We start from the raw sequence: 21,327 nt of genomic DNA on the forward strand, positions 1-21,327 counted from the left end.
GCCCGACATGCTCGCCATCTCGCCGCCAGACACTCGGGCCTATAGCTCAACGGTTAGAGCAGAGGACTCATAATCCTTTGGTTGAAGGTTCGAATCCTTCTGGGCCCACCATAAAATCAAGGGCTTAGCGTATGCCAAGCGCCCTGATTTGAGGCTGCCGGGAAAATTGCCGGGAAAATTAGCTGCGCTTTGGCGGCTTTACCACTGGCAGTGCATGGTCATAGCGACCCGTCGTTGCTGGTGTTACGTGCCCCGCAGCATCTTGTTTGTCGCCCCGGTTGCCAACTGTGTCGGTAATGCCGCGATGCTTGAGGCCATGCAGAGAAAAGCGTTCCTGCTTCGTGATGATCCCTTCGGTCATTGCGAGCGTGATGAATCGTTGCCAGGCACTATCCAGAGATGACTTAGCCATGGGGCTACCAGTCTGTTCAACGAGTAGCCGCCGATCCTCAGCCTTGATAGGGACTGGAAAGTTTCGGCCTTTCTTAGTCCAGATCGCGGTACGCCGCGCTGAGAGGAAATCCCACGCTTCGATCATCTCAGGATCCCACTCGGTAAGCGTGTCGCGTGATCCTTTGCGCCGCTGAGCATGTATGCCTGTTGGCTGATTATGTGTGTCGTTGAGGGTGCACACCTCGATGCCGCGTAGGCGCGCGCTATACGCGAGCACCATGACTGGCGCCAAGTAGCTCGGGCAACTGCCCTTTGTGTGCGGTGGACGGGAGCCGCGTTCACGAGCAAAGGTCAACACCTTGTCAAATGCAGCCGGCGTTGGCATACGGTGCTTCTTCGCTTCGCGTGCTTGCCTCACACCGATGGCTGGATTTGATCTACATAAGCCGACACGCATGCCCCATGCGAGTGTGCGACGTAAGTAGCGGTGAAGGTGATTTGCTTTACTGGGCGTTGCAGGAAGCGCGGGTTGGTGACCGTTGGCAAGCCGCCCCATTGCAAAAACTTCCACGAGTCGCTGGATCACAGGCGTCGTGATGCGATCAACCTGCACCGAGCCTAGTTTCGATCCGTCCTTGCGCAGATAGTCGGCAATGGAGTTGGCATAGCGCTTGTAGTCATCTTGCGTGTCGGTCGCTAGTTCCTTGAACTCCAACGACTCATGGAAGCGATCAAAGAGATAACGCAACGTGCCGCGCACGCCCTTGCCTGCACGTTCCTCAATGATTCCATGCAATTCCGATAGACGAGCTCCAGCGTAGGCCACGGTTTGCTTTCGTCTGTTTCCACCTTCGGGATGCGGCTCGACGACGTACCACCGGCCATCCCCCCAATAAAGGCCGCGCGGGAGCGCGGCCTGGTCAATGTGAGATGGTATGAGGGGATTAAATATGCGCTTGCGGCCTCTTGCCATTACATCAGCTCCTGTTCTGTATCCATCTCGATGTCGTTGTGTTGCTGCAATCCCAGCGCGGCGTTGAGCGCGTCTAGCGTTGTCCAGATACCCCCTCGACCGTCGTATTTGTATCGGATGCCCTGATCATTGGCCCAACGCACGACGGTCGCGGTACGGGGGGAGGGTCCAATCGGTGCGCATAGCCGCCGCAGATCCTCAAACGTAAGTACCTCACCGCTCATGCATCTTGCTCCTTGGTCCACTCCCGCCTGTGCCGCCATTGCTCGCGCATTTCTTCCACGAGCAAGTCAGCAGCGGCATATCCGCGTTGAGCAGCGATGCGGAGCCGTAGCTCTCGCACCTTGGCTGCATCCGTGTAGCCCTGCCGTAGCCAGTGACGCGCCTCGCAAGCCCTGCGAAACCCTTCCATATTTGCGCCATCGATCATCGCTGGTGCGTGCCAGTGAATCGCAGGCCGAGCTGCACCACGTTATGGGCGCGCGGCCGCGGCTCACGAGGGGTGCGGATGCGATGAGCACGCCGCCATTCGGTCATGGCCAACTCGAAGCTGGGGTGCTTCTGCGTGCGCCCACACACGCACTCGATGAAATGCCCGCCGCCCGCCTCGGGGCGGCGGGCGTCAAGCATGTGGCGAGCGAGGTGGCCGTTCGTGCAGGCCGGCAGAGGACTGTCGTGGTCGACCTGACGTTGCGTCACGGTACCTCCAGGCGCAACACGCGCTCGGCGTCCCGAAGATGTTGCGCGGTGTCGGAGTCGATCCGGTCCAACGCCTGGGCGATGGTGTAGCCCATTTCGGCCAGCCAGTCGTGGCGATTCAGCACCAGAGCGGCAGTGAGCGCCTCCCCGGTGGACAAGGGGCCAGGCTCTCCCAGACGCGCTGCGGCGCGCGCAATCTCGATCGTGCGCTGCAGGTTCATGGTTGCGTCCTCCATGCGGCGCCGAGCTGGGCACGTGCTTCCTCGACACGCATGAGGCGCAAGCCCCAGCGCACCGACCAGGTGTGGGCCTGCTGCTCGTTGCAGGTCAGGATCAGCTGCCCGACAGGCTCCAGGCGATCAGCGCGGAACGTAAACAAGACATCTTCAAGCTCGATGACCTCCTGCAGGCCGAGCTCCTGCCGCAGAGCCTCGGCGTTAAGTGATTTTGCGCTGCCCTGCGGGCCGAGAAGGATGACGGACTCAGCCATGAGCAGCCTCCCGCCGCACAGCCATGCGGGTGCGGCGACGCAGGCGCTGCGGCACCTGTCCGACCGCCAGGCCGGTCTGAGTCAGGCGCGGACGGCGCGTCGTCCACAGCTTGTAGACCAGCGCGCCACCGGCCGCCGGCGCCAGGACCACCACAAGAGCGAGCAACTCAACCATGCGCCACCTCCCGCGCGGCCTGCGCGACCGCAGCTGCAGCAGCTGCAGTCGGCCTGCGCGGCAGCATGTTTGCCAGGTCGAAGGGGAAGTCCAGGCCGTCCATGAACTCAGCCAACTCGGTGCTGATGCGGTCTTCCACCGTCGTCCACAGGCGAGGCCCGTCGATGAGTTTCCAGCCGGTGCCAGTGCCACGCCGCCGCTCCCACGTTTGGCGAGCCTCGCGTAGAGGTCCCATGTTCAGGGTGGCGGTGACCACAACGGCACCATGCGTGACGTGCATGGTGATGGTCGCTGAGCAGTCGCCCATGCTGCGGTCGTAGGCGGCGACGACCGGCGTGGTAGCCTCCGGGCCGGGTCCGGCGCTCAAAGCCAACGGACGTGCTGCCGTGGCTGGACGTGTTCCAGTGTGCTGTTGCATATCGACTCTCCTGAGTTGCGTTGGTGGAGGGCCTTGGGGCGGTGTTCGAGCACCGCCCGCCGGCCCGCTGGTGCGGGGTTAGATCAGGTCGGCGCCGGATGGCGGAATGCTTGGGTCGGGGTCGCGCAGACGCTGCGCGCCGCTGAGGACATCAAGCAGTTCGTGGCGGATGTACTCAGCCACTGCCGCTGGTCCGTCTTGATTGATGCCAGCCTCGATCGCGATATCGTTCGTCAGCGCGGCAAGCAACGCGGCGGCGTGATACGCGCGCCAAAGGCGGGATTGATCTTCTTCACTGATCGAGAAGTCAGCGTCCTCTGGCAACTGCGTGTTCGGGTGAGCGGCGTCCATCACGCCACCTCCGATGCAGGCATGCGCTCGATGATCCATTCCTGCAGCGCGGCGGCCTCGGCTTCCGGCATGACCACGTGCAACGAGCCGATGACCAGGCCAGTACCGTCATCGACAAGAAACAACGCGCTCGGCTCGTCGATCGCGCTGCAGGCGAACATCACTGGTGGGCGATCATGCAGACCGTCGGCATACAGCTCGGCCAGCACGTCTGTCGCCCGGATCTGCAGGAGCAGGTAGACGCCGGGAGCCACGCGCAGCGCTTTGTGCAGGTCGCGGCGGCTCACTGGCGCACCTCGGCCAGGTCGGCATTGATGCTGGAAATGGCGACCTCGACATCGGCCAAGGTCAGCGACTCGGGCGCTTTGCCCATCGCCTGCAGCTTCGCCTGCAGGGCGAGCCAGGCGGTGTGGTTCCAGTCGAGGGTGTCGGCGATCAGGCCGAAGTAATGGGCGATCTGACGCGCGGCGTTGGCCGGCGCTTCTTGAGCGTCGTAGGACATGGAGGATTCCTTTGGTAGTTGGAATCCGCCACCCCGACGCCAATCGGGGTGGCGGACGGTGCGGGTTGGCGTACCGGCCCAAAGGCTACCGGCGGGCCTTGCGGCCCCCACGCACCGCCCGCCATAGAACTGGCAGGCACGCGCCCGAGCGAACGCCGGGCGAGAAAAAAGCGCCGGGCATCGATCGATGGGCGCTGTTGCGCCTTTGGTAGTCGGGACGCCAATCCCGGTCGCCGATTTTGCGGCGACGCGGTAATAGTTGCTCCGCTGCCAGGTGGAAGTCAACGAAAATTTCTCAAAATTTCCCACATGTGCAAGCGCGCTCATTTGGCGAACACCCAGCACTTCACGGTGGTGCCGACGCCGGTCAGATCGTCTTTGAGGACGGCGCTGTTGACGGCCACGTTCGCGCCGATGAACTTGTGCCGGCGCGAGTCACCGAGCAGCGCACGCAGCACCTTGAGATCGGGCACGGACTGACTGAACTGCGCGGCTCGTGCCGCGAAGTGATTGAGGTTGATCGCGATGCGCTGCGCGTCGCGGCTATGGTTGACGACGGCTTTACCGTGGCCGGTGGCTTCGAGGTATTCGTAGACCTCCCAGAACTCGTTGACCATCGCGTGGTCGGCGCTGATCGCCTTCTGCCGTTCCAGGGCCATGTCCAACAGCGCGAGCCGCGTCTGCTCGACCATGTCGTCAGGGATGGTGATGACCAGGCGCAGACAGTCGAACAGCGCCAGCATCTGCGCGTGGTTCTTGATGACACGTTCCAGGCGCAGATCCTGCTGCGCGCGCAGCTTGGCCTCGAAGACCTTCACTCGCTCGGCGAACAGATCAAGGATGGCGCGCTCCTGGCGAATGGCACGCACGAGGAAGTGGCTGACTTCTTCGACCTGCAGCGCGTTGAGGTTGTCGGCCGCGATGCGGCTCTCGGTGGTGACCTGCGGGCGTTTGAAGTGCAGCTTCACGATGCGCGTGAGGATCGCTTCGCTGGCGTCCACTGCGGCGTTCTGGGTGATCACGATCGTGCCGCGAAACGGCGGCTCGTAGGTCTCGTTGCCGCCATTGCGCACACCTCGTGTTGCCAGGGTGCCGCCGCCGAAGAAGTCCTTCAGCTCATCCCACTCGAACGTCTTGGAATGCGCCTTGTCTGGCTCGCTGCGGTCGGCTTCCAGCAGGACGACGGGCATGCCGGACACCTGGCCCATGGCGCGTGCACGGCCGGCCTTGGACGACTTGGCCGGGTCGAAGCCCTCATAGTCGGAGCGACCCAGCAGCTTCCACAGGAACGTCAGCAGCGTGGTCTTGCCGGCGCCGGCCTCACCGGTGGCTTCAAGGAACGGAAAACTCTTGTGCCCAGCGCGGATCTGCTCGGCGAACAACGAGCCAAACCAGAACGTCATGGCGACCATGCCGTGCGTGCCGAAGCACTGCCACAGCCACGGTAGCCAATCCACACGGAACGCCTCGGCGTCGCGTTGGATCTCCAGACGGATGGACTTCTGCGTGGTCTTCAAGCGCAGCTTGTCGAACTCGAAGTAGTCCTCTTCGTTGGCCGTCACCAGCTCGCCGTCGCGCACGGCCATATCGCCGAGCAGGTAGGCGCGGTGTTCCTTGCTGTAGCCCACGAAGTCGATGGCGTCGACCGTCTTGATTGCCTCGGTCTGCTCTTCGATCAGGCGGTCCAACTGGTGGCCGGTACCAGTGAACATGGCGCCGGCGGCCAGGGAGATCAGGCGCTTCTTGAACTCGGAGGCGCTGGCGACGTGACCACCTGTAAAGGTGCCCTTTACGCTGGGGCCGTCGTGCGGAAAATCGACGCGGAAGTAGTACCAGCTTTCGTCGGTGACCTCTTGGCGCTGGAAATACAGGGCTTCCGGGAAGCAATTGGCGATCTTCTGGACGGAGCACGCGGCGCGCTTGATCTTTTTCAGATCCTCAGCCGCAACCTCATCGCCGTCGTCGGCATCGATGTCGCCCAGCTTCTCCTTACGCAACTTGTCGAAGCGCTGCGTGTCGAAGTCGAACCAGTACAGGCGGGAGCGGTAGTCCAGCCAGAAGTCGTTGCGGCCGTCGTGCTCGAACATCAGCAGGCCTTTGTCCACCGCCGAGCGGGCCACGAGCAGGTCGCCCTGGTAGCGGGCTTCGTTGACGTCGTTGTCCCACTGCTTGGGATCATCGGACGCGATAGCGCGCAGATGCAGGTCGTTCCAGTCGGTCTTCTTGCCGTCGCGCTGGACGATCTGCGCGGCTCGCGAATCGAAGCCCAGCGCCGCTGCGCGCTTGATGTGCTTGTGCGTGTACGCACGGGCGCCCGGCTCGTTGTCCAGCGCCCACACGAGCGTCGGAAGATCGGCCATGCGCGCCTTTGCCAGCTCGCGTAGTGACTCTTCCGGAAATGCGTTGGAGGACATGGCCGACACTGCGCACATGCCGTGCTGCAGGAGCGCGATCGCATCAAAGATGCCCTCAACGATCCACACCTCGCGCGCCGTCTGCATGGCCGTCAGCGCTGCAGGCGCCGCCCACCACACCCCTGCATAGCTCTGGCCTGGCGCAAAGCGCGCCTTCTGCTTGCCGAAGCGGTGCGGGCGATCGATCAGGCGTTCCCACCAGCCGCCCTTGACCAGCGCAAAGCGCACCGTCGCGGTGCCGGCGCTGATTTTGCGGTCGTAGTGGCTGTCCTGGGTGTAGAGGCCTTTCAGCGGAGCCAGGTCGAAACCACGCGAGAACTGCAGGTAGGCGTCGGCCGCAGCATTGGGAGCCGCAGGCGTTGGCTGGAAACGCTTGGACCAGTCGTCGAATAGGTCGTCGTACAGATCCTTGACGTGCAGTTCGCGCCCGCACTTGGATTGCCGGCCGCACTTCACCACCCATGGCTTGAGATGGTTGGTGTAGAGCTCTTTCTTGCTGCACGACGGGCACTTGCCACCGCGCATGTACTCGGTACCACTCCGGTGCTTGAGTCCGTAATCCCGCTCTAGTCGGGACAGCACCTGTTGCCGCAGATCCTCTTGCATCGAACTTCCTTAGACGCCGAGCCAGCGCCGAGGCGCGTGCGCAGATGGGGCGGTGTCGATCACGACGTAAGCGCCGCCGGCACGGCGGTGTGCGTCAACGGCGGCAGCGAGCAGGCGTGCCTCTTCATGCTTGGCGTGCGGCGCGACGCGCTGCGGCACATTGCTCGCTGCATCCACGAATCGCGGCTCCTGTGCGGTGAACCAGCTGTTGGCATTCCTCACGAACCGACCTCGGTGTTTCTGTGTTGGAGATGGAGCAAAGCGGTGGCGGCGTCGGTCAGCACGACCAGGCGCTCATCGAAGGCATCAGAGGTGGCAAGCCCATCGCGCATGAGCGCGGCAACCACAACCGCGCCGAAGCGCTGATCTGTCTCAGGTGCGGCAGTGCGGCCGATGTAGCCGTGCTCGGTCTTCACCAGGCCGTCGTGGATGCGCGCAACGTCTAGGCAAAGCTTCGCCGTGGGCGGCAATGCCGCCCAATCAAGGGTCTTTTGCATTAGGGATGCCTCAGAGGTGAGGGAAGAACGGCTCGCCGCTGACGGGGAGCAGATCCAGCTGACGGTCGCCGAGCGACTCGCGGTAGGCCTGAAGCGCTTGGGCGCGCTGATATGCCGGTGTGGGTGGAAGCTCGCTGTGTGAGGTGGGCACGCCGCTGGGGCTGGCAATGCCGGTCAACTCCGAATGGCCTGTATACGTCGCGCCACACATGGGGTTCTCGCAGACATAGGAGTCATGCCGCAGGAATTTATGTGCGAGAACGCTGGTACGTTTGATGAGCCTTGCACTGCATGCCTCGCAACGAAAAACAATCTTTTTCCGACCGAACATGCTCACCCCCTTGAGCTTTTTGCGGTTGGGATTTGTGTGGCACTATTGGGTGGTGCCTTGAGGCCCAGGGCAATTGCTGCCTTGTGGGACTCGCCGTATTTGCCTTGAGAACGGCCACGGAGCAGGTCATGCACGACCGACCGATCCACGCCGTTTTGCCTGGCAAATGCCGAGACCGTGATGCCATTTGCTTCAAGCCACTGTCGCGCCTGTTCCAGGCTGCGGGGCGTGAACTGCTGCAATTGACTCTTACGGGGCATGTGGCGGTTCCGTTTACTTTTGGGAATTTTGTGGACTTAACTCAACATTGTCAAGTAAGGAAATGCCTGTATGACCGTAGGGAAACGCCTGAAGGATGAGCGCAAGCGACTTGGCCTGACGCAGGACGAGATGGCTGTGCAACTCGGCCTCACGCGCTACGCGCAACTGAACTTCGAGAAAGACATCAACCTGCCCGGCGGAGCGTATCTACTGGCGGCGCTAGATCGCGGCGTTGATGTCATGTATGTGCTGTCTGGACATCGGGCGCAGTTGGATCCAGCCGACAGGCTTTTGCTGTCTGCATTCAAAGATGCCTCACCGGCAGCTCGCAATGCTGTGCTTGCTGCATTGGGTTTATCGGCCGATGCCTCGTCTTCCGCGACTGGGACCGGTCCGGTCGTGACGTTCAACGACAACAGCCACGTATCTCAAATGCTGACTACGACAGGCGCGATCGACCAGAGATACATGCAGATCAACATGGGCAGCCGCAAAAAAAAGAAGTCGTGATCAACGTCCAGATAGGACAGCTGGTCCTCGCAAAAGAGAGCGTTATCGGCATGCATCCGATGACGTGAAGACCGCTGTCCTCAGAGATGTCAGTAATGGAATCCAATCCGCACAACAGACCTATGAACCTTGACGTGAATGACTCCGAAGTTGGGCAGTTAAACGTTGCTGAGCGTATCGAGCAGCACTACCACGTTGACACTGCTGCGTTCTCTCCACCATCGCTCTCAGACATGCAGTTCGCCTACCACACGTCCGAAGAAGCATTGCGAAAAGCTCGCTTCTGGTCTGCGGTGTACGAATTACCGTGGATGGCATTGACGGCATGCATCTGGGCTGTAACGGCCCGCCAGCTGCCGCCGCATTCCACGGCGCTCCATCTTTTCGTCTATGTGCTGGTCTTAGCATTTATCCCGTTCACGGCTCGCGCCTGTATGCCTGATCAGCTGAAGGTGAAGCGAGCTCAGTGGAAGCATGTGATCGAAGTGGAAGATCAGTGCATGAAGGACCTGCATCACCAGATCGTCCGTGAGCAAGCCCGCCTGCGGCTACTCGCGCGGAGTTAGCGGCATTGCAGTGGATTGACGGGGACTTCACCAAGTCAACGTTGCCTGGAGTGCAGATGAAGCTCGGTCCAAAAAAAAGCCGCCGGTGGTGCGGGCGGCTTTCAGGGTGTCGGCGCGTTGCTCCTTGCGATCCAGTCGCCGCCGTCCTGGCAGCGCGAGATGACCTGACATCCACGATGCAAACTACGCTGACCGCATATGGTCAACTATCGGGAAATCCCCACAGATGCTGTAAGGGATGCGCCGATGCAGCAGAGGGGGCGCTACCTTAGAATTCTCGAACTATTGAAGCAACTACGCATGGATGCCTGCATGATTCGACAGATTGGCGATTACATCCTGACTGCGCACGCCACCACATCCGGAGCTATGTTCTTTCCGGAAATCTTGGTATCAAAAAGTGGTGGTCTTACCTTGCATCGGCACCAATTGCCTGGCTCAGGGTATGACACGTATGCGCAAGCTGTTGCATATGCTGAAAGTGAGCTGGGACTCTATCGAGTGCTGAACAATGGTTCGCTGTTGGTGTGTCACTCACGGGATGCCGCTGCCGGGTAAGCAGCGCGGTGTGAGCGCTTACGTCGTTGCTTCCAGTTCGAGTGCCGTGCTAAAGCCGCTGGAACCGCTCACCGTGTGGGTGGTCTTTGCAATCAACCAACGTTGCCCATCAATCTCCGGTTTGAAGCCGCTCACCGTGACGATGTGCTCTGGGAATAGATCCGCCCGGCCGATCGCCAGCGTGTAGTCGAATTTCGCCACGCCACGCTTCACCCGCTCCAGCTCCGCGTGCGCATGCTGACGCGCCGTTGTCGCATCGGCATACGACTCGCGCAGGCGCTTGGCATTGTCGTCCGTGCCCACCAGCACCGACTGACGCCGCGCCTTGCCCTTGTCCACCCAGTACGCGCGCACGCCGGTGTAGGCGTCCCGGTCGGCCACGGAGTAGCGGTATTGGTCGCCGTCGCGCCGTGTCAGGGTGACGGTGGGCAGTGGCTTGCCGGTCGCCGTGGTGCCGGCGCCGATCGGCGCAAACACCAACGTACCTGCCTTCACCGTTGCAATCGCATCGAAGCGCTGCCCCAGGCGGGTGAGCAGATTCATGTTGCTCTCGTTGGCCTGGTCGAGATGGGGCAGCTTGGTGCGTGCAAGCGCCTCGGCCACGCGCGGCGTCAGTCCATGCTCGCCGGCGAGCGCGTTGAGCACTGAACCCAGCGTGGTGTTGTGCCAGCTGCGTTCGCGCCGCGTGCGCATGTCTGCAGTCAGATCGGCACTACGCGCGCGCACGGTGATGATGTCCGGCGCACCGCTGTATTCCACCTCGTCCACGATGAAGGTGCCTTTGTCGACCAGGCCCGTGGCTTTCCAGCCCAGCGCGACGGCCAGGCGCACACCGCGCTTGGGCAGCGCCATCTTGCGGTCATGGTCGTGGATCCGCAGATCCAACTGGTCGGCTTCGCCACCCCGGCACTCGGTGAGCGTGAGATCGAGCAGGCGCGGTGCAATGCGCTCGGTGAGGTCGGTGCCATCGAGCAGCACGCGCCACTGCGGAATCGGGTAGCTCATGCGGCGGTCGCCTCGGCCGCCACGTCGTCGGTGCGGCGCAGGCTCAGTTGGAACTCAACACGGCGCGGCGTGCCATCCGGAAAGAACAGCGAGGCCGTCTCGTTGACCGCCAGCAACACATACGGCCCGTACACCCAGCCGGTGCCATCGACCAGCGGCAGTGGCTCGCCGGCTCCAGCAAGTCTGCGCAGCGTGGTCAGCGATCCGCGCGTGCCGGTGAGGTCCGGCGCGATCAGACCCGACAGCTCGATGGTTTCATCGCCTGGGCCCAGGAACTGGCTTGCCGCTCGCGCACCCACGCGATCGCTGGTGGGGTGGCGCCAACTCATCTGCCGCTGCAGCTGCAGATAGGCGGCGCTATCGAGGGCAAACACAAACGTGCCGTAGGACATCATCATCGGGGTGGATCCTCAGTCGTCGCGCAGGCTGGAGCGGCGGGTGGCCGCCGTGCGCCTGTCGCGCTCTTCAAGTTGGCGGGCGACTTCACGCGCCAGTGCGGCCGCATCCATGCCCGGTGCGCCGTGGACGTGGATGACGTAGCTGTTGCCGCCCGCAGGCGCGCTGGCGACGCGCACAGGGGCCGACAGCGGTGCCCGACTGTCGATCGCCGTGACAGGCGCTGTGGCCGTCGCCAGGGCCAGGCCGGCGCCCACCGCACGCATCCGGTTGCCCAGCGCCATGACGGCCTGCACAGGCGCGCCCTGGCCGCGCTGCAGGCCCACGGTGAGGCCCTGCATGGTGAAGTCGCCCAGCTGGGCGAACACGCGCGAGGGGCTGTGGATGCCCAGCAGGCCCTTGAAGCGATCGACCACACCGCTGCCGACGCTGGCGATCGCATCGCCGGCCGCACCGAGCTTGGAACGGATGCCCTGGACAAGGCCGCTGATCATGTCTGCGCCGGCCTGCAGCATCCTGGCCGGCCAGTTAGCCAGCTGCAGGTTGATGCCAGCCCACAGCTGCAGCAGCCCCTGGCGGATGCGATCACCGTTACCGGTGAACACGCCCACGATCAGCGACCAGGTGCCCTGGACGGTTTGCCACACGCCGCCGAGGATCTGCTTGATGATCGGTAACACGAACACGAAGGCCTGCACCAGCCAGCCGATCGCCTTGACCGCCAGCTGCAGCTGGGTGACCAGCGCCGCGCCAAGGATTTGCCCGAAGCCGCGACCAGCCTGCGTTGCACCCTGCAACTGCGCGGTGGTGGCCTCGAACGGCGTCAGCAGCTGCTTGACCCACGCCCAGGCCTGGCCCATCGCAGCGGCCACGGTGTCCCATACCGGCCCCAGCGGCGCGAGCGCGGCCTGCAGCTCAGCCAGCACCGGCGCGGCCACATCGACGATGCCTTGCCACACACCGATGGCGAAGGCCTTGATCGGCCCCCAGTACTTCCACACCAACAGCGCCACGGCAGCAACAGCCGCGCCGATCGCCAGTACCGGCAGGCTGACGCCGCCGAGCAGCGGCAGCAGCAGGCGCGCGCCATTGGCGAGCATCGGCAGCACGCGGCCGCCGAACGCCAGCCCCTGCCGCAGCAGCGCACCGAAGCCGCCACCGCCCGACAGCAACGCGACGGCGCCGTGGATCTGCGAGAACGCCATCGCGGCCACGCCGCCGGCCACCAGCAGCCCGCCCAGGATCGTGACCAGCGCGGCGCCGGCGATCGCCGTCTTGGCGATCGCACCCACCAGCACCGGATTGGCGCGGATCCACGTCGTGACCTGGCCGACCACCGCAGCCGTGCGCTCGGTCAGTTGCTTGAACTGCGGTAGCAGCACCTGGCCGATCGACTGGGACACCACCACGGCGGTGTTTTTCAGCAGCTGCAGCGAGTTGGCCGAGGTGGCCACCCGCGATGCGTACTCGGCCGACATCGAGCCGCCGTAGCGTTGCGCATCGGCGACCTTGGCGAAGTTGCCCTGCAGCAGCTCCAGATTGGTCAGCAAGGGCGCGATCGCACCGATCGACTCACGGCCGAACAGCTGCGTCATGGTCGCGGCCTGCTCGGCCTTGGGCAATGCGCGCAGCTTCTGCAGCACCGACATGATCGCCCCGCCTGCGTCCTTCTGCATGACCTGGGCCATGGTCGTGGCCTTGATGCCCAGCTTGTCGAAGGCCTCGCGCTGGCTCTTGGTGGCCGACTCGCCCGATGCCAGGGTGAGCAGCATGTTCTTGATGCCGGTGGCCGAGACTTCCGACTCGATGCCCATGCCGGCGACGGTGGCGCCCAGCGCTGCCAGTGGTCCGCTCTGCAGGCCGGCGACCTCGCCCAGGGCGCCAATGCGGTTCACCACTGCGCTGATCTTGTTGACGCTGGCCGGGCCGGTGTTGCCGAGATAGTTGATCTTGTCGGCCAGCACGACGACCTCGTCCTGTCCCATCCGGAAAGCGGTGCGCCAGGTGGCCATGGTCTGGCCGGCTTCCTCGGCGCTGCTGTCGAAGGCCACGCCCATCTTGGCCGCGTCCTCGGCGAAGCGGACCAGTTCCTGGCGCGGGATGGCGGCCTGGCCGGCGGCCGCGACGATCTTGGCAATCTCGGCCGGCAGCATGGGCAGGCGCATCGAGAGGTTCTCGACATCGCGACCCATCTGCAGAAACTGCTGCGGCGTTTTGAAGTCCACGACCTTGCGCACGTCAGCCATGGCCGACTCAAACTCCATCGCATCGCTGATCGGCAGCACAGAGGCGCCAAGTGCGCGCTGGCCAGCGAACGCCATGCCTGCGCCGTAGGCGCTCGCCTGCAGGCCGGCGTTCTGGATGCGGGCGCTGTGGCGCTGGGCAGCGTCAATCGCCACCAGGCGCTGCTGCTGGGCGCGCATGGCGGTGTTGGTGCTTTCGATCTCGCCGCGCAGGCGCCGCTCATGCGTGACCAGCTCGCGGGTGCTGATCCCCGCCGTCTCCAGGCGACCACGCAGGCGCTGCAGACCGGCCTCCTGCGCACCGTGTGCGGTCTTGAGTTCCCGTGCGGTGCGCACGGCACGCTGGAACTCGGCATTCATGGCAGCGGTGGGCGTGCTGGTGGCCTTGATCTGTTGGGCAAGCGTGCGTACCGATTGCCGCTGCGCATCGAGCGCCGCCTTGGCGCGCTGTGCCAGTGCGACCTGCTCGCGATACGCGCCGATGTCACGGTGCTGGCTGTTGAGCTGGCGCAGCGCGTCGCGCTGGTTGCGCAGTGCGGTGGCGACGCCGCGGCTACCGCTCAGCACGCGCCGGAACGGACCGGTGGCGCGGTCGACGGCGGCCAGGATGACCTGCAGGCGCAGATTGTCAGAGGCCGCCATTTAGGCGGCCTTGTTCGTGGGGTGGCGCATTACTCGGCTCCGCTTCGCAGGCGGGCACGCTCGCGCCACGCCGTGAGTTCGTGCAGCGACCAGCCGTCCATCTCAGACGGCGGCCAGTGGAAGATGGCCGCGATGTCGGCCATCGCATCCTCTACGCAGTCGGGGAAACCACTTCCCTCTGTGCCTTCGGCAAGAAAAAAAGCGCCACCTCCTGGCCGACCGCCAACAGGTCGGCCGGATCCATCGCGTTGACGTCGGCGGTGGTCAGCGTGGGCGAGGAAATGCGCGGCAGCAGCGTTGCCAGTGCGGTGACATCCATCTGCAGCAGCTCGGCGAGCTTGAGGCCGCGCAACTCACCGGCGCCGGGCTTGCGCACCTTGAGGTCGGTGATGGTCTGCTCGCCACGCACGATGGGCTGGTCGAGGGGAACGGCTGGGGAAAAGGTCGGGGTCATCGGAAGGTCTCAGGGCGAAGGCCCGGCGGCGCCAGGCCGGAAGGTCAGGCGCCGATGGCGCGGCGGTGCGGGGCAAGCAGATCTACGCCGTTGACGATCTCGATCATGTTCATCAGATCGATCTCGATCACGGGTGCGCCGTTGATGCTCAGCTTGTAGTAACTGGCCGAGGTCTTGACGGAGAACTCGGTGTCGTCGCCGGACTTACCGGTGCCGGGATCAATCTCTTTGTGACGGCCGCGCACCACGAATTCGACGGCATCCACCGCGCCGCTGTCGTCGCGCTGGTAGGCGCCGGCAAAGCGCAACTGCACGGCGTTGTGCGTGGTGGCGCCGTACTGGTTCAGCACGCCGCGCATCAGACCGCCGCACTTCCATTCGAGCTCGATCTTCTCCTGACCGAAGTCGATATCGACCGGGCCATTCATGCCGCCGCCGCGATATTCCTCCATCTTGCGGGACAGCGTGGGTAGCTTCACTTCGACCACCTGGCCGAGATAGCTCTCACCGTCGTTGAACAGGTTGAGCGCTTTGAGTTTCTTGGGCAACGCCATGGGGTTCTCCGGGAATCAGATCGGGTGCGTTACGCGTTGACGCGTTCGGCGAAGTCGGCCAGGTAGCTGGTGGTGATCTTCTGGTACAGCTGCAGGTTCTCCAGCGGCGGCACTGGCGTGTAGTCGTAGTCAATCCGCAGCGCGCCATCGGCGAGCGTCGTGGCGCTGTTGACGGTGCCGTCGTACCAGGCGTTGGCATCGATCAAGTAGCCCGACGACTTCAGGTCGCGGAACTTGGCGTTGATCGTTTCGATCAGGTCTTTGACCAGCGAGGGATGCATCGGCTTGTCGACGTAGAACGCCACGCCCTCGGCGATGGTGTCTGCCAGGACCTGCGCGGTACGCGTGGCCGTCTCGAACGCAAACATCGCGTCTTCGGCGCACGTGCGCGATCCCCAGAAGCGTTGCCCGTTGAACGTCACCAGCGTGGTGATGTCGCCCTCGTTGAGCACGCCGGCATCGGTGGCAGGATCCTGCAGGTCCCAATGCACATCCTTGGAGATGCCGGTCACGCCGGCCACGGGCACGTTGGACAGACTCTTGTGCCAGCCCTGCTCGGTGTCGATCTTGGCGCGCAGGCCGAGCGCACGCGCGGTGGCATACGCGGCCGTCGTGGTGCTGGTGGTGGTATCGAAAGCCAGGAAGTCCGGCCAGATCAGCATCAATTCGCGATCGCTGAACTGGCCTCGGTAGGTGACGGCCTCGGCGACGGTGTCGGCAACGGGGCGCACATAGGCCATCGCGCGCAGCTTCTTGGCGATGGTCGCCAACGCCTTGGCGACCGGCAGCGTGTCCAGCCCGGGCGCGCCGAGGATGCGCGGACGCACACCCAGCTGCGCTTGCGCAGCGAGCAGCGCATACAGGCCGGTGTAGCCGCTGGACTTGGCCTCGCCGATGACGTTGCTGGACGTCTTGGCTGCATCTTCGCCGTCGGCCACACGCACGACGATGGTCACCGGGTTGGTCTGATCGGCAATGCCCTGCAGCGTGGCGCGCAAGGTGCCCTGGGCGCCGGCGCTGGCAATCGCGCCGAGCACGTCGGTGATCAGCACTGGCTTGTTGAGTGGAAAGACTTTCTCGTCCGCATCGGCCGCCGTGGCGACCAGGCCGACGACAGCGGTGGAGACGGTGCGGATAGTGCGCGTGCCCGCGCTGACTTCGATGACGCGGACGCCGTGGTGGTAGGCAGTGGACATAGATTCCTCGATCAGGACGAGCGGAAGCGGAGCGGGATGGTCATGCGCGAGCGCGCATTGGCGGGAGCGACGTCAGTGCGTTCGCCCTCGATGGTCAGCACGAAGCTGCCAGGCGCCTCACCGATGACCAGGTCGACGCGGGTCAGGCGCAGGCGCGGCTCCCAGCGCATCAACGCGGTGGCCGTGGCGCCGTTGAGCAGCGTGCGGGTGGCGCCGTTGAACGGTTGGTCGATCAGCTCGGGCAGCAGCGAGCCAAAGTCGCGGCGCTGCTCGCGTGTGCCGATGGGCGTGGTGAGGATGCAGGCGATCGACTGGGCCAAGTGCTGCTCGCCCTCGATCACACGCCCGGTGGTGGCATCGACGCCGATCACTGCGGGCCGCCGCTGAGCGCGCTGCCGGCGGTCACGCCGGTGGTCTTGTGGTGCTTGAGGCTGATCCCGCCGCCCACGACATCGGTGCTGGCAGTCGCGGTACCTGCGATCGTGGTGTCACCGTTGAGCGTCGTCTCGCCGTTGACGGTCAGCGGGCCGTTGAGCGTGATGCCCCCATCGGCGGTGATGGACGCAGTGCCGCCGCTGGGCAATGTCGCCTGCAGCGCATGCGCCTCGGTGTCGTAGTGAATCTGCGCGCCATCGGCAAAGCGCAGCACGTGCAACGTATCGGATGCGGCAGGCGCTGCGAATTGGTCGGAATAGAGGCCACGTAGCACCAGGCCATCGGCCAGGTCGCCGGCCGGCGAGAGCACCACGACCTGTTCGCCGATTGCCGGCGCCGACCAGATGATGGTGGTGCCGGCCAGGGTAACCACCCAGGGCAGATAGTCGGTCAGCATCTCGCCGACCTGCACGCGGCATCGCGCGTTGGCGAGATTCACCTCGGCCACGGTGCCGAGACGAATGGCGTTACTCAGTGCGGAGGATGCGGTGCCCATGCAGCCATGGTCAGTGGCTGCACGATGTTGCGCACTGCAAGCGGTGCGTAACGCAGTGGGCTACACAGCCGCGTCTTCAGACGGCTTGGGCTGTACGACCCATGCCTGTGCGGCTTCGTCCCACACCACCGTGCCGTCGACCGAAACCGGTGCGGCCACGGTGGTCAGGTGTCCCGGTAACGGGGTGCCGACGGCAAGGCGTGGCGCGATCGCGCCGCTGGCTTTCTCCCACACCAGCGCGGCGCTGTAGTCCGGATCCGCGCGCCAGCTCGCGCGTGCCGCATCCCACACGTTGCGGCGGTAGTCGCTGGGGAGAAACGCGATCGGCTGCGAGGTGGTGTAACCCTGCGGGAGTGCATCGCCCAAGGCAAGCGTGTTGGCGACCGGCATGGCGGTGTCGGTGCTGTAGAGCATCACGCCGCGATAGTCCGGCACCACCTCCCACGTGCCAGACGTTGGCGACAGGCGATGCCGCTGATACAGCCCTGCAGGCGGCGCGGGCGCAGTGGCAACGGTGTCGGGTGGCAGTGGGTAGCGTCCTTCCAGTTCGGAGAGGTAGACGGTCACCGGGCCGGTGTACTCACCGCTAGTGGGATCAAGGGCGTAGGCAATGCTGGTGCGTGGCAGCGGGTTGGTCATGGTCAATCCTCAGTAAGCAATGCAGTAGGTCATGCGCAGGCCGGCGGGCAAGTTGTCTGGGCCGCCGGCTGCGTTGACGGTGATGGCGTGGTCATGCGCGCCAGCGCCACGGTGATCCACCACGTGCACGTGGTTGCCGCCCTCGGCGATGCCGATCCCGTGGGTGTGGTTGCCGGAGCCGTTCATGCCGATGTTGTGGGCATGGTTGCCCGCGCCATCGGTGCCAAAGCTATGCGCATGGTTACCCCCGGCGCCGGTCCAGCCGTCCGAGGGAGCGGCATCGTTGTCGCGCTCGCGGAACACGCCATAGCCATTGATCGCATTGGACGGGATCACGCCAGGGTGCTGGTGATCGCCGGAGGCGCTGGTGCTGCCACTGTGACCATGCCAGCCCTGTGTGTCGGTCCACGCCCCGTGCGCGTGATCGCCGCCTGGATTGACGCTTGCACCGTGTGCGTGGACGCCGGCGGCGCCCAGTTCGGTGTAGTGCGCGTGGTCGCCCACGGCGGCTGCGCTGGCTCCATGCGAGTGGGAAATGATTTGACCGGCGCCATACGAACCTACCGAGGTTGCGACGCTGGTATGGGTGATGACGGTGCCGTCTTTGATCTTGGGCACGTTGAACGTCGTGTTGCCGTCGCCGGCACCGTAAACCGTGCCGATGGCGGCGAACAGCGCTGCGTATTTGGTGCGCGAGATCGCCGCGCCATCGCAGACCAGCAGGCCAGTTGGCGGATAAAGCGACGCCATGACCACGATCTGGCCGGGCAGCAGGAACGACTGCGGCACGTTGAGCATGTTGCGGAAATCCCGATACCACTCGCCCTGGCGTCCATCCAGGGTGTCCGCATCCAGGCCATTGCCGTGACCGGCGTCATTCAGGGCAGCCGAGCGAATACCCAGCACATTGCGTGCCGCTGCCGCAGTGGTACGCGACAACAGTTCCTTGATGAATTCGGTTGGTCCCATTTCGCCAAGGCGCTGGTCCAGTGACGCAAGCAAGTTGGCCGGCGACACCGCCCGCTCTCTGTCCACCCCTGCGATGGCCTGGGCGTCAGTTGCCAGGCGCACCACACCGGGCACGTCCACCGTCGCGGCTGGATCGGTGAAGTTGGTGTCGCCGAAAGTGATCTGCGCGGTGTCCACGTCAGCCAGCACTACGTCGATCGCCAGCAGCACAGAGGCGGCACCGGACTTCTCCACGAGCAGCGCGGGCTGGCCGTAGGCGGCAAACAGCGTCCCATCGGTCAGGTACAGGCCGAAGCCGTAGCAGCTGTAGACGGCATTGGATTCGTCGCGCACCGACACGTGCATCGTGTCCTTGGCCGTGACCGACCCGCCGATGGTGGTCAGGCGCTTGATCTCGGACGGGAGTGCCGTGAGGGCAGCATCGGCCACGAACGCCGCGCTGGTCATCCCGACAGCGGCAATGGTGACCGCTTGTGTGCCGGTTTGCTTAGGATTGATCAGTGCTTTGCGGCCGGCGGTGGTGATCTTGAATTTGAGTCCGGGCATGTGTGCTCTCTAGCTCGCCTCGCCCTGCAGGCGCAGGAACAAAGTGGTTCTGCCGCGTGCCACGACGTTGAGTCGGGCCTCGGCCTGGAATCCTTGGGTGAAGGTGAAATGCGAGCGCACAGGCTTGGTGCGCTCGACCTCGGCGATGACTTCCTCGACGAACCGGGCGCTGGCACTTTGTCCATCGGCACCGGTCAGCGTCAGCGCTAGCTCGAAGGTGTGCGGCAGGCCGCGCGGCTCGGTCTGCCACCACTCGCGGATGGCCACCGCGCCGCCGAACGACTCGACGACCATGCGCACGCTGTTGGCCGTGCCCTTGCGCCGCTGGATTGCCATCGCGCTACGCAGGCGTGAGCGCTTGAGCGCATCGCTCCAGTCGGCCTTCCAATCGTCCACCGACAGCGTCCAGGCCAACCACGGCAGATGACCGGCCGGGCACGTGTCCGGATTCCACAGATCCGGGTACGGCAGCGGGATCGCTTCCAGGCGAGCGGTGACCGCCGCCAGGGCGCGCTCCATCGGCGTGGCGTTGGGCGGCAGCGGGGAGTTACTCATCGATGCCGGCGTGCACGATGTCGATCGCGATGCAGTAGGCGGCCTGTGTGCGGCTGATCCGGATGTCAGCGGCAGGCGAGTCCAGCTCAACACGCTGCACGCCATCAACAAACAACTTGGCCTTGATGGCGGACTCGGGGACGTCGCGGCCGATGCGGTGTGCCTCGGCGAGATAGGCCAGCAGGCTGCGCATCGCCTCGCGCATGACCACCGCCGAGTCGGGGCCAGCGTAGGTGTAGACGCGCCCACGAATGGCGTACAGGACTGTCAGTCTCCCGTAAAATTGATCCAGCCATAACTAGAGGTCTCCAGCACACTAGCCACCAAGGAGACCAACAATGCGCAAGAGCAAGTTCACCGAGAGCCAGATCGTCGCCACGCTGAAACAGGTCGAGGGCGGCCGCCAGGTCAAGGATGTCTGTCGCGAGCTGGGCATTTCCGAGGCGACCTACTACGTCTGGAAGTCCAAGTACGGCGGCATGGAGGCCGCTGACGTGCAACGCCTCCGCGACCTGGAGACCGAGCACAGCAAGCTCAAGCGCATGTACGCCGAGCTCGCGATGGAAAACCATGCATTGAAGGATGTCATCGCAAAAAAGCTGTAGACCCGACGCACAAACGCCCGCTTCTGGCCTGGCTCGTCGAGCGGCATGGCTGGAGCGAGCGCCGGGCCTGTTCAGTAGTTGGCGTGGCTCGCTCGACAGCGCGCTATCGGCGCCGTCCCGATCGCGACGAGGAGGTCATCGCGCTGTTGTCCGAGTTGGCCGAGCGTTTTCCCGAGCGTGGATTTGGAAAGCTCTTTCAGATCATCCGCCGTCGCGGACATGTGTGGAATCACAAAAGGGTCTGGCGCGTGTACTGCTTGATGAAACTCAATCAACGACGTCGCAGCAGGCGCCGGGTCCCGACGCGCTATCCAAAGCCGCTGGCATGCGGCGATCGACCCAATGCTGGATGGTCGATCGATTTCATGTCCGATGCGTTATGGGATGGTCGGCGGTTCCGCACGTTCAATGTCATCGACGATTTCAGTCGGGAAGCCTTGGCCATCGATGTGGACCTGAATCTTCCGGCCGCCCGCGTCATCCGCACGTTGGAACGCATCGCAGCCTGGCGCGGCTATCCGAACAAGTTGCGTTTGGACAATGGCCCGGAATTTGTTGCATTGGCCTTGGCCGAGTGGGCTGAGCGCAAGGGTATCGCGTTGGATTTCATCGAGCCGGGGCGTCCGATGCAAAACGGTTTCATCGAACGCTTCAACGGCAGTTATCGGCGTGGCGTATTGGACATGCACATCTTCCGCACGCTAAGCGAGGTCCGCGAACAGACCGAACAGTGGCTCGCCGACTACAACCAACAGATCCCGCACGACAGCCTGGGCGGGCTAACGCCCGTCGAGTTCCGTGATCAACATCAACCGCAGACCTCTAGTTTTAGCTGGCATTGAATTACG

32 protein-coding genes, 1 tRNA gene and 2 pseudogenes are annotated in these 21,327 nt (G+C 64.1%); 5 read left to right on the top strand and 30 right to left on the bottom strand.

The genetic code is table 11. The features are described 5' to 3' along the window. The first annotated feature begins 35 nt into the window (after positions 1–35). Positions 36–111: transfer RNA gene (locus AC1POX_RS03295), tRNA-Ile, on the top strand. Between the two features lie 67 nt (positions 112–178). On the opposite strand, the gene AC1POX_RS03300 is transcribed toward AC1POX_RS03295, so the two are convergent. The 17 genes and pseudogenes from AC1POX_RS03300 to AC1POX_RS03380 all read right to left on the bottom strand — a co-directional run bounded on the left by AC1POX_RS03300 (position 179) and on the right by AC1POX_RS03380 (position 8,109). Next, positions 179–1,366, bottom strand: a complete 1,188-nt coding sequence (locus tag AC1POX_RS03300) for a site-specific integrase (RefSeq protein WP_372356739.1) — start codon at positions 1,364–1,366, stop codon at positions 179–181. After that, a complete protein-coding gene (locus AC1POX_RS03305) occupies positions 1,366–1,590 on the bottom strand; it encodes a hypothetical protein (RefSeq protein WP_016849275.1) in 225 nt (74 codons plus the stop codon). Before AC1POX_RS03305 ends, AC1POX_RS03300 begins: the two co-directional genes overlap by 1 nt. Beyond that, complete coding sequence (locus tag AC1POX_RS03310) at positions 1,587–1,796, bottom strand: DUF7696 family protein (protein WP_042826460.1); 210 nt, start codon at positions 1,794–1,796, stop codon at positions 1,587–1,589. Before AC1POX_RS03310 ends, AC1POX_RS03305 begins: the two co-directional genes overlap by 4 nt. Further along, complete coding sequence (locus AC1POX_RS03315) at positions 1,793–2,065, bottom strand: hypothetical protein (protein WP_218535866.1); 273 nt, start codon at positions 2,063–2,065, stop codon at positions 1,793–1,795. The genes AC1POX_RS03310 and AC1POX_RS03315 overlap by 4 nt, the downstream gene beginning before the upstream one ends. After that, positions 2,062–2,286 (bottom strand): hypothetical protein, encoded by a 225-nt coding sequence (locus AC1POX_RS03320; RefSeq protein WP_008572787.1) that lies wholly within the window; start codon positions 2,284–2,286, stop codon positions 2,062–2,064. The genes AC1POX_RS03315 and AC1POX_RS03320 overlap by 4 nt, the downstream gene beginning before the upstream one ends. Then, positions 2,283–2,555 carry a hypothetical protein gene (locus tag AC1POX_RS03325; RefSeq protein WP_040260175.1) on the bottom strand — a complete coding sequence of 91 codons (273 nt, stop codon included), beginning with the start codon at positions 2,553–2,555 and terminating at the stop codon, positions 2,283–2,285. Before AC1POX_RS03325 ends, AC1POX_RS03320 begins: the two co-directional genes overlap by 4 nt. Further along, a complete protein-coding gene (locus AC1POX_RS03330; protein ID WP_014091203.1) occupies positions 2,548–2,730 on the bottom strand; it encodes a hypothetical protein in 183 nt (60 codons plus the stop codon). Before AC1POX_RS03330 ends, AC1POX_RS03325 begins: the two co-directional genes overlap by 8 nt. Next, positions 2,723–3,148: a hypothetical protein gene (locus AC1POX_RS03335; RefSeq protein ID WP_218535868.1), complete on the bottom strand. Its 426-nt coding sequence runs from the start codon at positions 3,146–3,148 to the stop codon at positions 2,723–2,725. The genes AC1POX_RS03330 and AC1POX_RS03335 overlap by 8 nt, the downstream gene beginning before the upstream one ends. Before the next feature lie 78 nt (positions 3,149–3,226). After that, complete coding sequence (locus AC1POX_RS03340) at positions 3,227–3,499, bottom strand: hypothetical protein (RefSeq protein ID WP_218535869.1); 273 nt, start codon at positions 3,497–3,499, stop codon at positions 3,227–3,229. After that, positions 3,499–3,786: a hypothetical protein gene (locus AC1POX_RS03345; protein WP_218535871.1), complete on the bottom strand. Its 288-nt coding sequence runs from the start codon at positions 3,784–3,786 to the stop codon at positions 3,499–3,501. Before AC1POX_RS03345 ends, AC1POX_RS03340 begins: the two co-directional genes overlap by 1 nt. Further along, on the bottom strand, positions 3,783–4,001 hold the full coding sequence (locus tag AC1POX_RS03350) for a hypothetical protein (RefSeq protein ID WP_218535873.1): 219 nt from the start codon (positions 3,999–4,001) through the stop codon (positions 3,783–3,785). The genes AC1POX_RS03345 and AC1POX_RS03350 overlap by 4 nt, the downstream gene beginning before the upstream one ends. A gap of 323 nt (positions 4,002–4,324) precedes the next feature. Continuing rightward, positions 4,325–7,021, bottom strand: coding sequence for a toprim domain-containing protein (locus AC1POX_RS03355; RefSeq protein ID WP_372356740.1), 2,697 nt, complete (start codon positions 7,019–7,021; stop codon positions 4,325–4,327). Positions 7,022–7,030: 9 nt separating this feature from the next. Then, on the bottom strand, positions 7,031–7,243 hold the full coding sequence (locus tag AC1POX_RS03360; protein ID WP_016849267.1) for a hypothetical protein: 213 nt from the start codon (positions 7,241–7,243) through the stop codon (positions 7,031–7,033). Beyond that, positions 7,240–7,518 (bottom strand): hypothetical protein, encoded by a 279-nt coding sequence (locus AC1POX_RS03365; RefSeq protein ID WP_218535876.1) that lies wholly within the window; start codon positions 7,516–7,518, stop codon positions 7,240–7,242. Before AC1POX_RS03365 ends, AC1POX_RS03360 begins: the two co-directional genes overlap by 4 nt. A 10-nt stretch (positions 7,519–7,528) precedes the next feature. Beyond that, positions 7,529–7,729, bottom strand: a complete 201-nt coding sequence (locus AC1POX_RS03370) for a hypothetical protein (RefSeq protein WP_228737665.1) — start codon at positions 7,727–7,729, stop codon at positions 7,529–7,531. A 24-nt stretch (positions 7,730–7,753) separates the two neighbouring features. Then, a pseudogene (locus AC1POX_RS03375) lies at positions 7,754–7,849 on the bottom strand (ogr/Delta-like zinc finger family protein); the annotation flags it as partial. Positions 7,850–7,851: 2 nt separating this feature from the next. After that, positions 7,852–8,109, bottom strand: coding sequence for a DNA-binding protein (locus tag AC1POX_RS03380; protein ID WP_218535879.1), 258 nt, complete (start codon positions 8,107–8,109; stop codon positions 7,852–7,854). 70 nt (positions 8,110–8,179) lie between these two features. Between AC1POX_RS03380 and AC1POX_RS03385 the strand changes: the two genes are divergently transcribed. The 3 genes from AC1POX_RS03385 to AC1POX_RS03395 all read left to right on the top strand — a co-directional run bounded on the left by AC1POX_RS03385 (position 8,180) and on the right by AC1POX_RS03395 (position 9,744). Continuing rightward, complete coding sequence (locus AC1POX_RS03385; protein WP_372356741.1) at positions 8,180–8,620, top strand: helix-turn-helix domain-containing protein; 441 nt, start codon at positions 8,180–8,182, stop codon at positions 8,618–8,620. Positions 8,621–8,754: 134 nt separating this feature from the next. Beyond that, positions 8,755–9,186 (top strand): hypothetical protein, encoded by a 432-nt coding sequence (locus AC1POX_RS03390; protein WP_338402847.1) that lies wholly within the window; start codon positions 8,755–8,757, stop codon positions 9,184–9,186. 312 nt (positions 9,187–9,498) lie between these two features. Then, complete coding sequence (locus AC1POX_RS03395) at positions 9,499–9,744, top strand: hypothetical protein (protein ID WP_236097234.1); 246 nt, start codon at positions 9,499–9,501, stop codon at positions 9,742–9,744. 18 nt (positions 9,745–9,762) lie between these two features. Here AC1POX_RS03395 and AC1POX_RS03400 read toward each other — a convergent pair whose 3' ends face one another. The 13 genes and pseudogenes from AC1POX_RS03400 to AC1POX_RS03460 form a co-directional block, all read right to left on the bottom strand. After that, the gene (locus tag AC1POX_RS03400) at positions 9,763–10,749 is read right to left on the bottom strand and encodes a phage late control D family protein (RefSeq protein ID WP_372356742.1); all 987 of its coding nucleotides are present in this window, start codon (positions 10,747–10,749) and stop codon (positions 9,763–9,765) included. Further along, on the bottom strand, positions 10,746–11,147 hold the full coding sequence (locus AC1POX_RS03405) for a phage tail protein (RefSeq protein ID WP_372356743.1): 402 nt from the start codon (positions 11,145–11,147) through the stop codon (positions 10,746–10,748). Before AC1POX_RS03405 ends, AC1POX_RS03400 begins: the two co-directional genes overlap by 4 nt. 12 nt (positions 11,148–11,159) lie before the next feature. Further along, entirely contained in the window at positions 11,160–14,030 is a 2,871-nt protein-coding gene (locus tag AC1POX_RS03410; RefSeq protein ID WP_372356744.1) for a phage tail tape measure protein, read from the bottom strand. 29 nt (positions 14,031–14,059) lie between these two features. Continuing rightward, on the bottom strand, positions 14,060–14,173 hold the full coding sequence (locus AC1POX_RS03415; protein ID WP_005922203.1) for a GpE family phage tail protein: 114 nt from the start codon (positions 14,171–14,173) through the stop codon (positions 14,060–14,062). Between the two features lie 8 nt (positions 14,174–14,181). Next, a complete protein-coding gene (locus AC1POX_RS03420) occupies positions 14,182–14,484 on the bottom strand; it encodes a phage tail assembly protein (protein WP_033480221.1) in 303 nt (100 codons plus the stop codon). A 44-nt stretch (positions 14,485–14,528) separates the two neighbouring features. Further along, positions 14,529–15,038, bottom strand: a complete 510-nt coding sequence (locus tag AC1POX_RS03425; protein WP_005929496.1) for a phage major tail tube protein — start codon at positions 15,036–15,038, stop codon at positions 14,529–14,531. 29 nt (positions 15,039–15,067) lie between these two features. Continuing rightward, on the bottom strand, positions 15,068–16,234 hold the full coding sequence (locus AC1POX_RS03430) for a phage tail sheath protein (protein ID WP_372356745.1): 1,167 nt from the start codon (positions 16,232–16,234) through the stop codon (positions 15,068–15,070). Positions 16,235–16,245: 11 nt separating this feature from the next. Then, the gene (locus tag AC1POX_RS03435) at positions 16,246–16,605 is read right to left on the bottom strand and encodes a GPW/gp25 family protein (RefSeq protein WP_372356746.1); all 360 of its coding nucleotides are present in this window, start codon (positions 16,603–16,605) and stop codon (positions 16,246–16,248) included. Beyond that, the gene (locus AC1POX_RS03440; RefSeq protein ID WP_372356747.1) at positions 16,602–17,165 is read right to left on the bottom strand and encodes a phage baseplate assembly protein V; all 564 of its coding nucleotides are present in this window, start codon (positions 17,163–17,165) and stop codon (positions 16,602–16,604) included. The genes AC1POX_RS03435 and AC1POX_RS03440 overlap by 4 nt, the downstream gene beginning before the upstream one ends. Before the next feature lie 60 nt (positions 17,166–17,225). Continuing rightward, positions 17,226–17,804 carry a phage tail protein gene (locus AC1POX_RS03445; protein ID WP_372356748.1) on the bottom strand — a complete coding sequence of 193 codons (579 nt, stop codon included), beginning with the start codon at positions 17,802–17,804 and terminating at the stop codon, positions 17,226–17,228. Between the two features lie 9 nt (positions 17,805–17,813). Beyond that, positions 17,814–19,319 carry a phage tail protein gene (locus tag AC1POX_RS03450; protein WP_372356749.1) on the bottom strand — a complete coding sequence of 502 codons (1,506 nt, stop codon included), beginning with the start codon at positions 19,317–19,319 and terminating at the stop codon, positions 17,814–17,816. A gap of 9 nt (positions 19,320–19,328) precedes the next feature. Next, entirely contained in the window at positions 19,329–19,874 is a 546-nt protein-coding gene (locus AC1POX_RS03455; protein WP_372356750.1) for a phage tail protein I, read from the bottom strand. Then, positions 19,867–20,139, bottom strand: a pseudogene (locus tag AC1POX_RS03460) (baseplate assembly protein); the annotation flags it as partial. The gene AC1POX_RS03455 and the pseudogene AC1POX_RS03460, both read right to left, overlap by 8 nt. Before the next feature lie 73 nt (positions 20,140–20,212). On the opposite strand from AC1POX_RS03460, the gene AC1POX_RS03465 reads away from it, so the two are divergent. After that, a protein-coding gene (locus AC1POX_RS03465; RefSeq protein WP_122272034.1) for an IS3 family transposase occupies positions 20,213–21,321 on the top strand; the annotation gives its coding sequence in 2 pieces (ribosomal slippage) (positions 20,213–20,474 and positions 20,474–21,321; 1,110 coding nt in all). The last annotated feature ends 6 nt before the right edge of the window (positions 21,322–21,327 follow it).

Source organism: Xanthomonas sp. NCPPB 3442 (genome assembly GCF_056725145.1).

Coding starts and splice junctions, on each gene's coding strand:
- AC1POX_RS03300 (WP_372356739.1), bottom strand. CDS start 1,366: ATGGCAAGAGGCCGCAAGCGCATATTTAATCCCCTCATACCATCTCAC.
- AC1POX_RS03305 (WP_016849275.1), bottom strand. CDS start 1,590: ATGAGCGGTGAGGTACTTACGTTTGAGGATCTGCGGCGGCTATGCGCA.
- AC1POX_RS03310 (WP_042826460.1), bottom strand. CDS start 1,796: ATGATCGATGGCGCAAATATGGAAGGGTTTCGCAGGGCTTGCGAGGCG.
- AC1POX_RS03320 (WP_008572787.1), bottom strand. CDS start 2,286: ATGAACCTGCAGCGCACGATCGAGATTGCGCGCGCCGCAGCGCGTCTG.
- AC1POX_RS03325 (WP_040260175.1), bottom strand. CDS start 2,555: ATGGCTGAGTCCGTCATCCTTCTCGGCCCGCAGGGCAGCGCAAAATCA.
- AC1POX_RS03330 (WP_014091203.1), bottom strand. CDS start 2,730: ATGGTTGAGTTGCTCGCTCTTGTGGTGGTCCTGGCGCCGGCGGCCGGT.
- AC1POX_RS03335 (WP_218535868.1), bottom strand. CDS start 3,148: ATGCAACAGCACACTGGAACACGTCCAGCCACGGCAGCACGTCCGTTG.
- AC1POX_RS03340 (WP_218535869.1), bottom strand. CDS start 3,499: ATGGACGCCGCTCACCCGAACACGCAGTTGCCAGAGGACGCTGACTTC.
- AC1POX_RS03350 (WP_218535873.1), bottom strand. CDS start 4,001: ATGTCCTACGACGCTCAAGAAGCGCCGGCCAACGCCGCGCGTCAGATC.
- AC1POX_RS03355 (WP_372356740.1), bottom strand. CDS start 7,021: ATGCAAGAGGATCTGCGGCAACAGGTGCTGTCCCGACTAGAGCGGGAT.
- AC1POX_RS03365 (WP_218535876.1), bottom strand. CDS start 7,518: ATGCAAAAGACCCTTGATTGGGCGGCATTGCCGCCCACGGCGAAGCTT.
- AC1POX_RS03370 (WP_228737665.1), bottom strand. CDS start 7,729: ATGTGTGGCGCGACGTATACAGGCCATTCGGAGTTGACCGGCATTGCC.
- AC1POX_RS03380 (WP_218535879.1), bottom strand. CDS start 8,109: ATGCCCCGTAAGAGTCAATTGCAGCAGTTCACGCCCCGCAGCCTGGAA.
- AC1POX_RS03385 (WP_372356741.1), top strand. CDS start 8,180: ATGACCGTAGGGAAACGCCTGAAGGATGAGCGCAAGCGACTTGGCCTG.
- AC1POX_RS03395 (WP_236097234.1), top strand. CDS start 9,499: ATGATTCGACAGATTGGCGATTACATCCTGACTGCGCACGCCACCACA.
- AC1POX_RS03400 (WP_372356742.1), bottom strand. CDS start 10,749: ATGAGCTACCCGATTCCGCAGTGGCGCGTGCTGCTCGATGGCACCGAC.
- AC1POX_RS03405 (WP_372356743.1), bottom strand. CDS start 11,147: ATGATGATGTCCTACGGCACGTTTGTGTTTGCCCTCGATAGCGCCGCC.
- AC1POX_RS03410 (WP_372356744.1), bottom strand. CDS start 14,030: ATGGCGGCCTCTGACAATCTGCGCCTGCAGGTCATCCTGGCCGCCGTC.
- AC1POX_RS03415 (WP_005922203.1), bottom strand. CDS start 14,173: ATGGCCGACATCGCGGCCATCTTCCACTGGCCGCCGTCTGAGATGGAC.
- AC1POX_RS03420 (WP_033480221.1), bottom strand. CDS start 14,484: ATGACCCCGACCTTTTCCCCAGCCGTTCCCCTCGACCAGCCCATCGTG.
- AC1POX_RS03425 (WP_005929496.1), bottom strand. CDS start 15,038: ATGGCGTTGCCCAAGAAACTCAAAGCGCTCAACCTGTTCAACGACGGT.
- AC1POX_RS03430 (WP_372356745.1), bottom strand. CDS start 16,234: ATGTCCACTGCCTACCACCACGGCGTCCGCGTCATCGAAGTCAGCGCG.
- AC1POX_RS03440 (WP_372356747.1), bottom strand. CDS start 17,165: ATGGGCACCGCATCCTCCGCACTGAGTAACGCCATTCGTCTCGGCACC.
- AC1POX_RS03445 (WP_372356748.1), bottom strand. CDS start 17,804: ATGACCAACCCGCTGCCACGCACCAGCATTGCCTACGCCCTTGATCCC.
- AC1POX_RS03450 (WP_372356749.1), bottom strand. CDS start 19,319: ATGCCCGGACTCAAATTCAAGATCACCACCGCCGGCCGCAAAGCACTG.
- AC1POX_RS03455 (WP_372356750.1), bottom strand. CDS start 19,874: ATGAGTAACTCCCCGCTGCCGCCCAACGCCACGCCGATGGAGCGCGCC.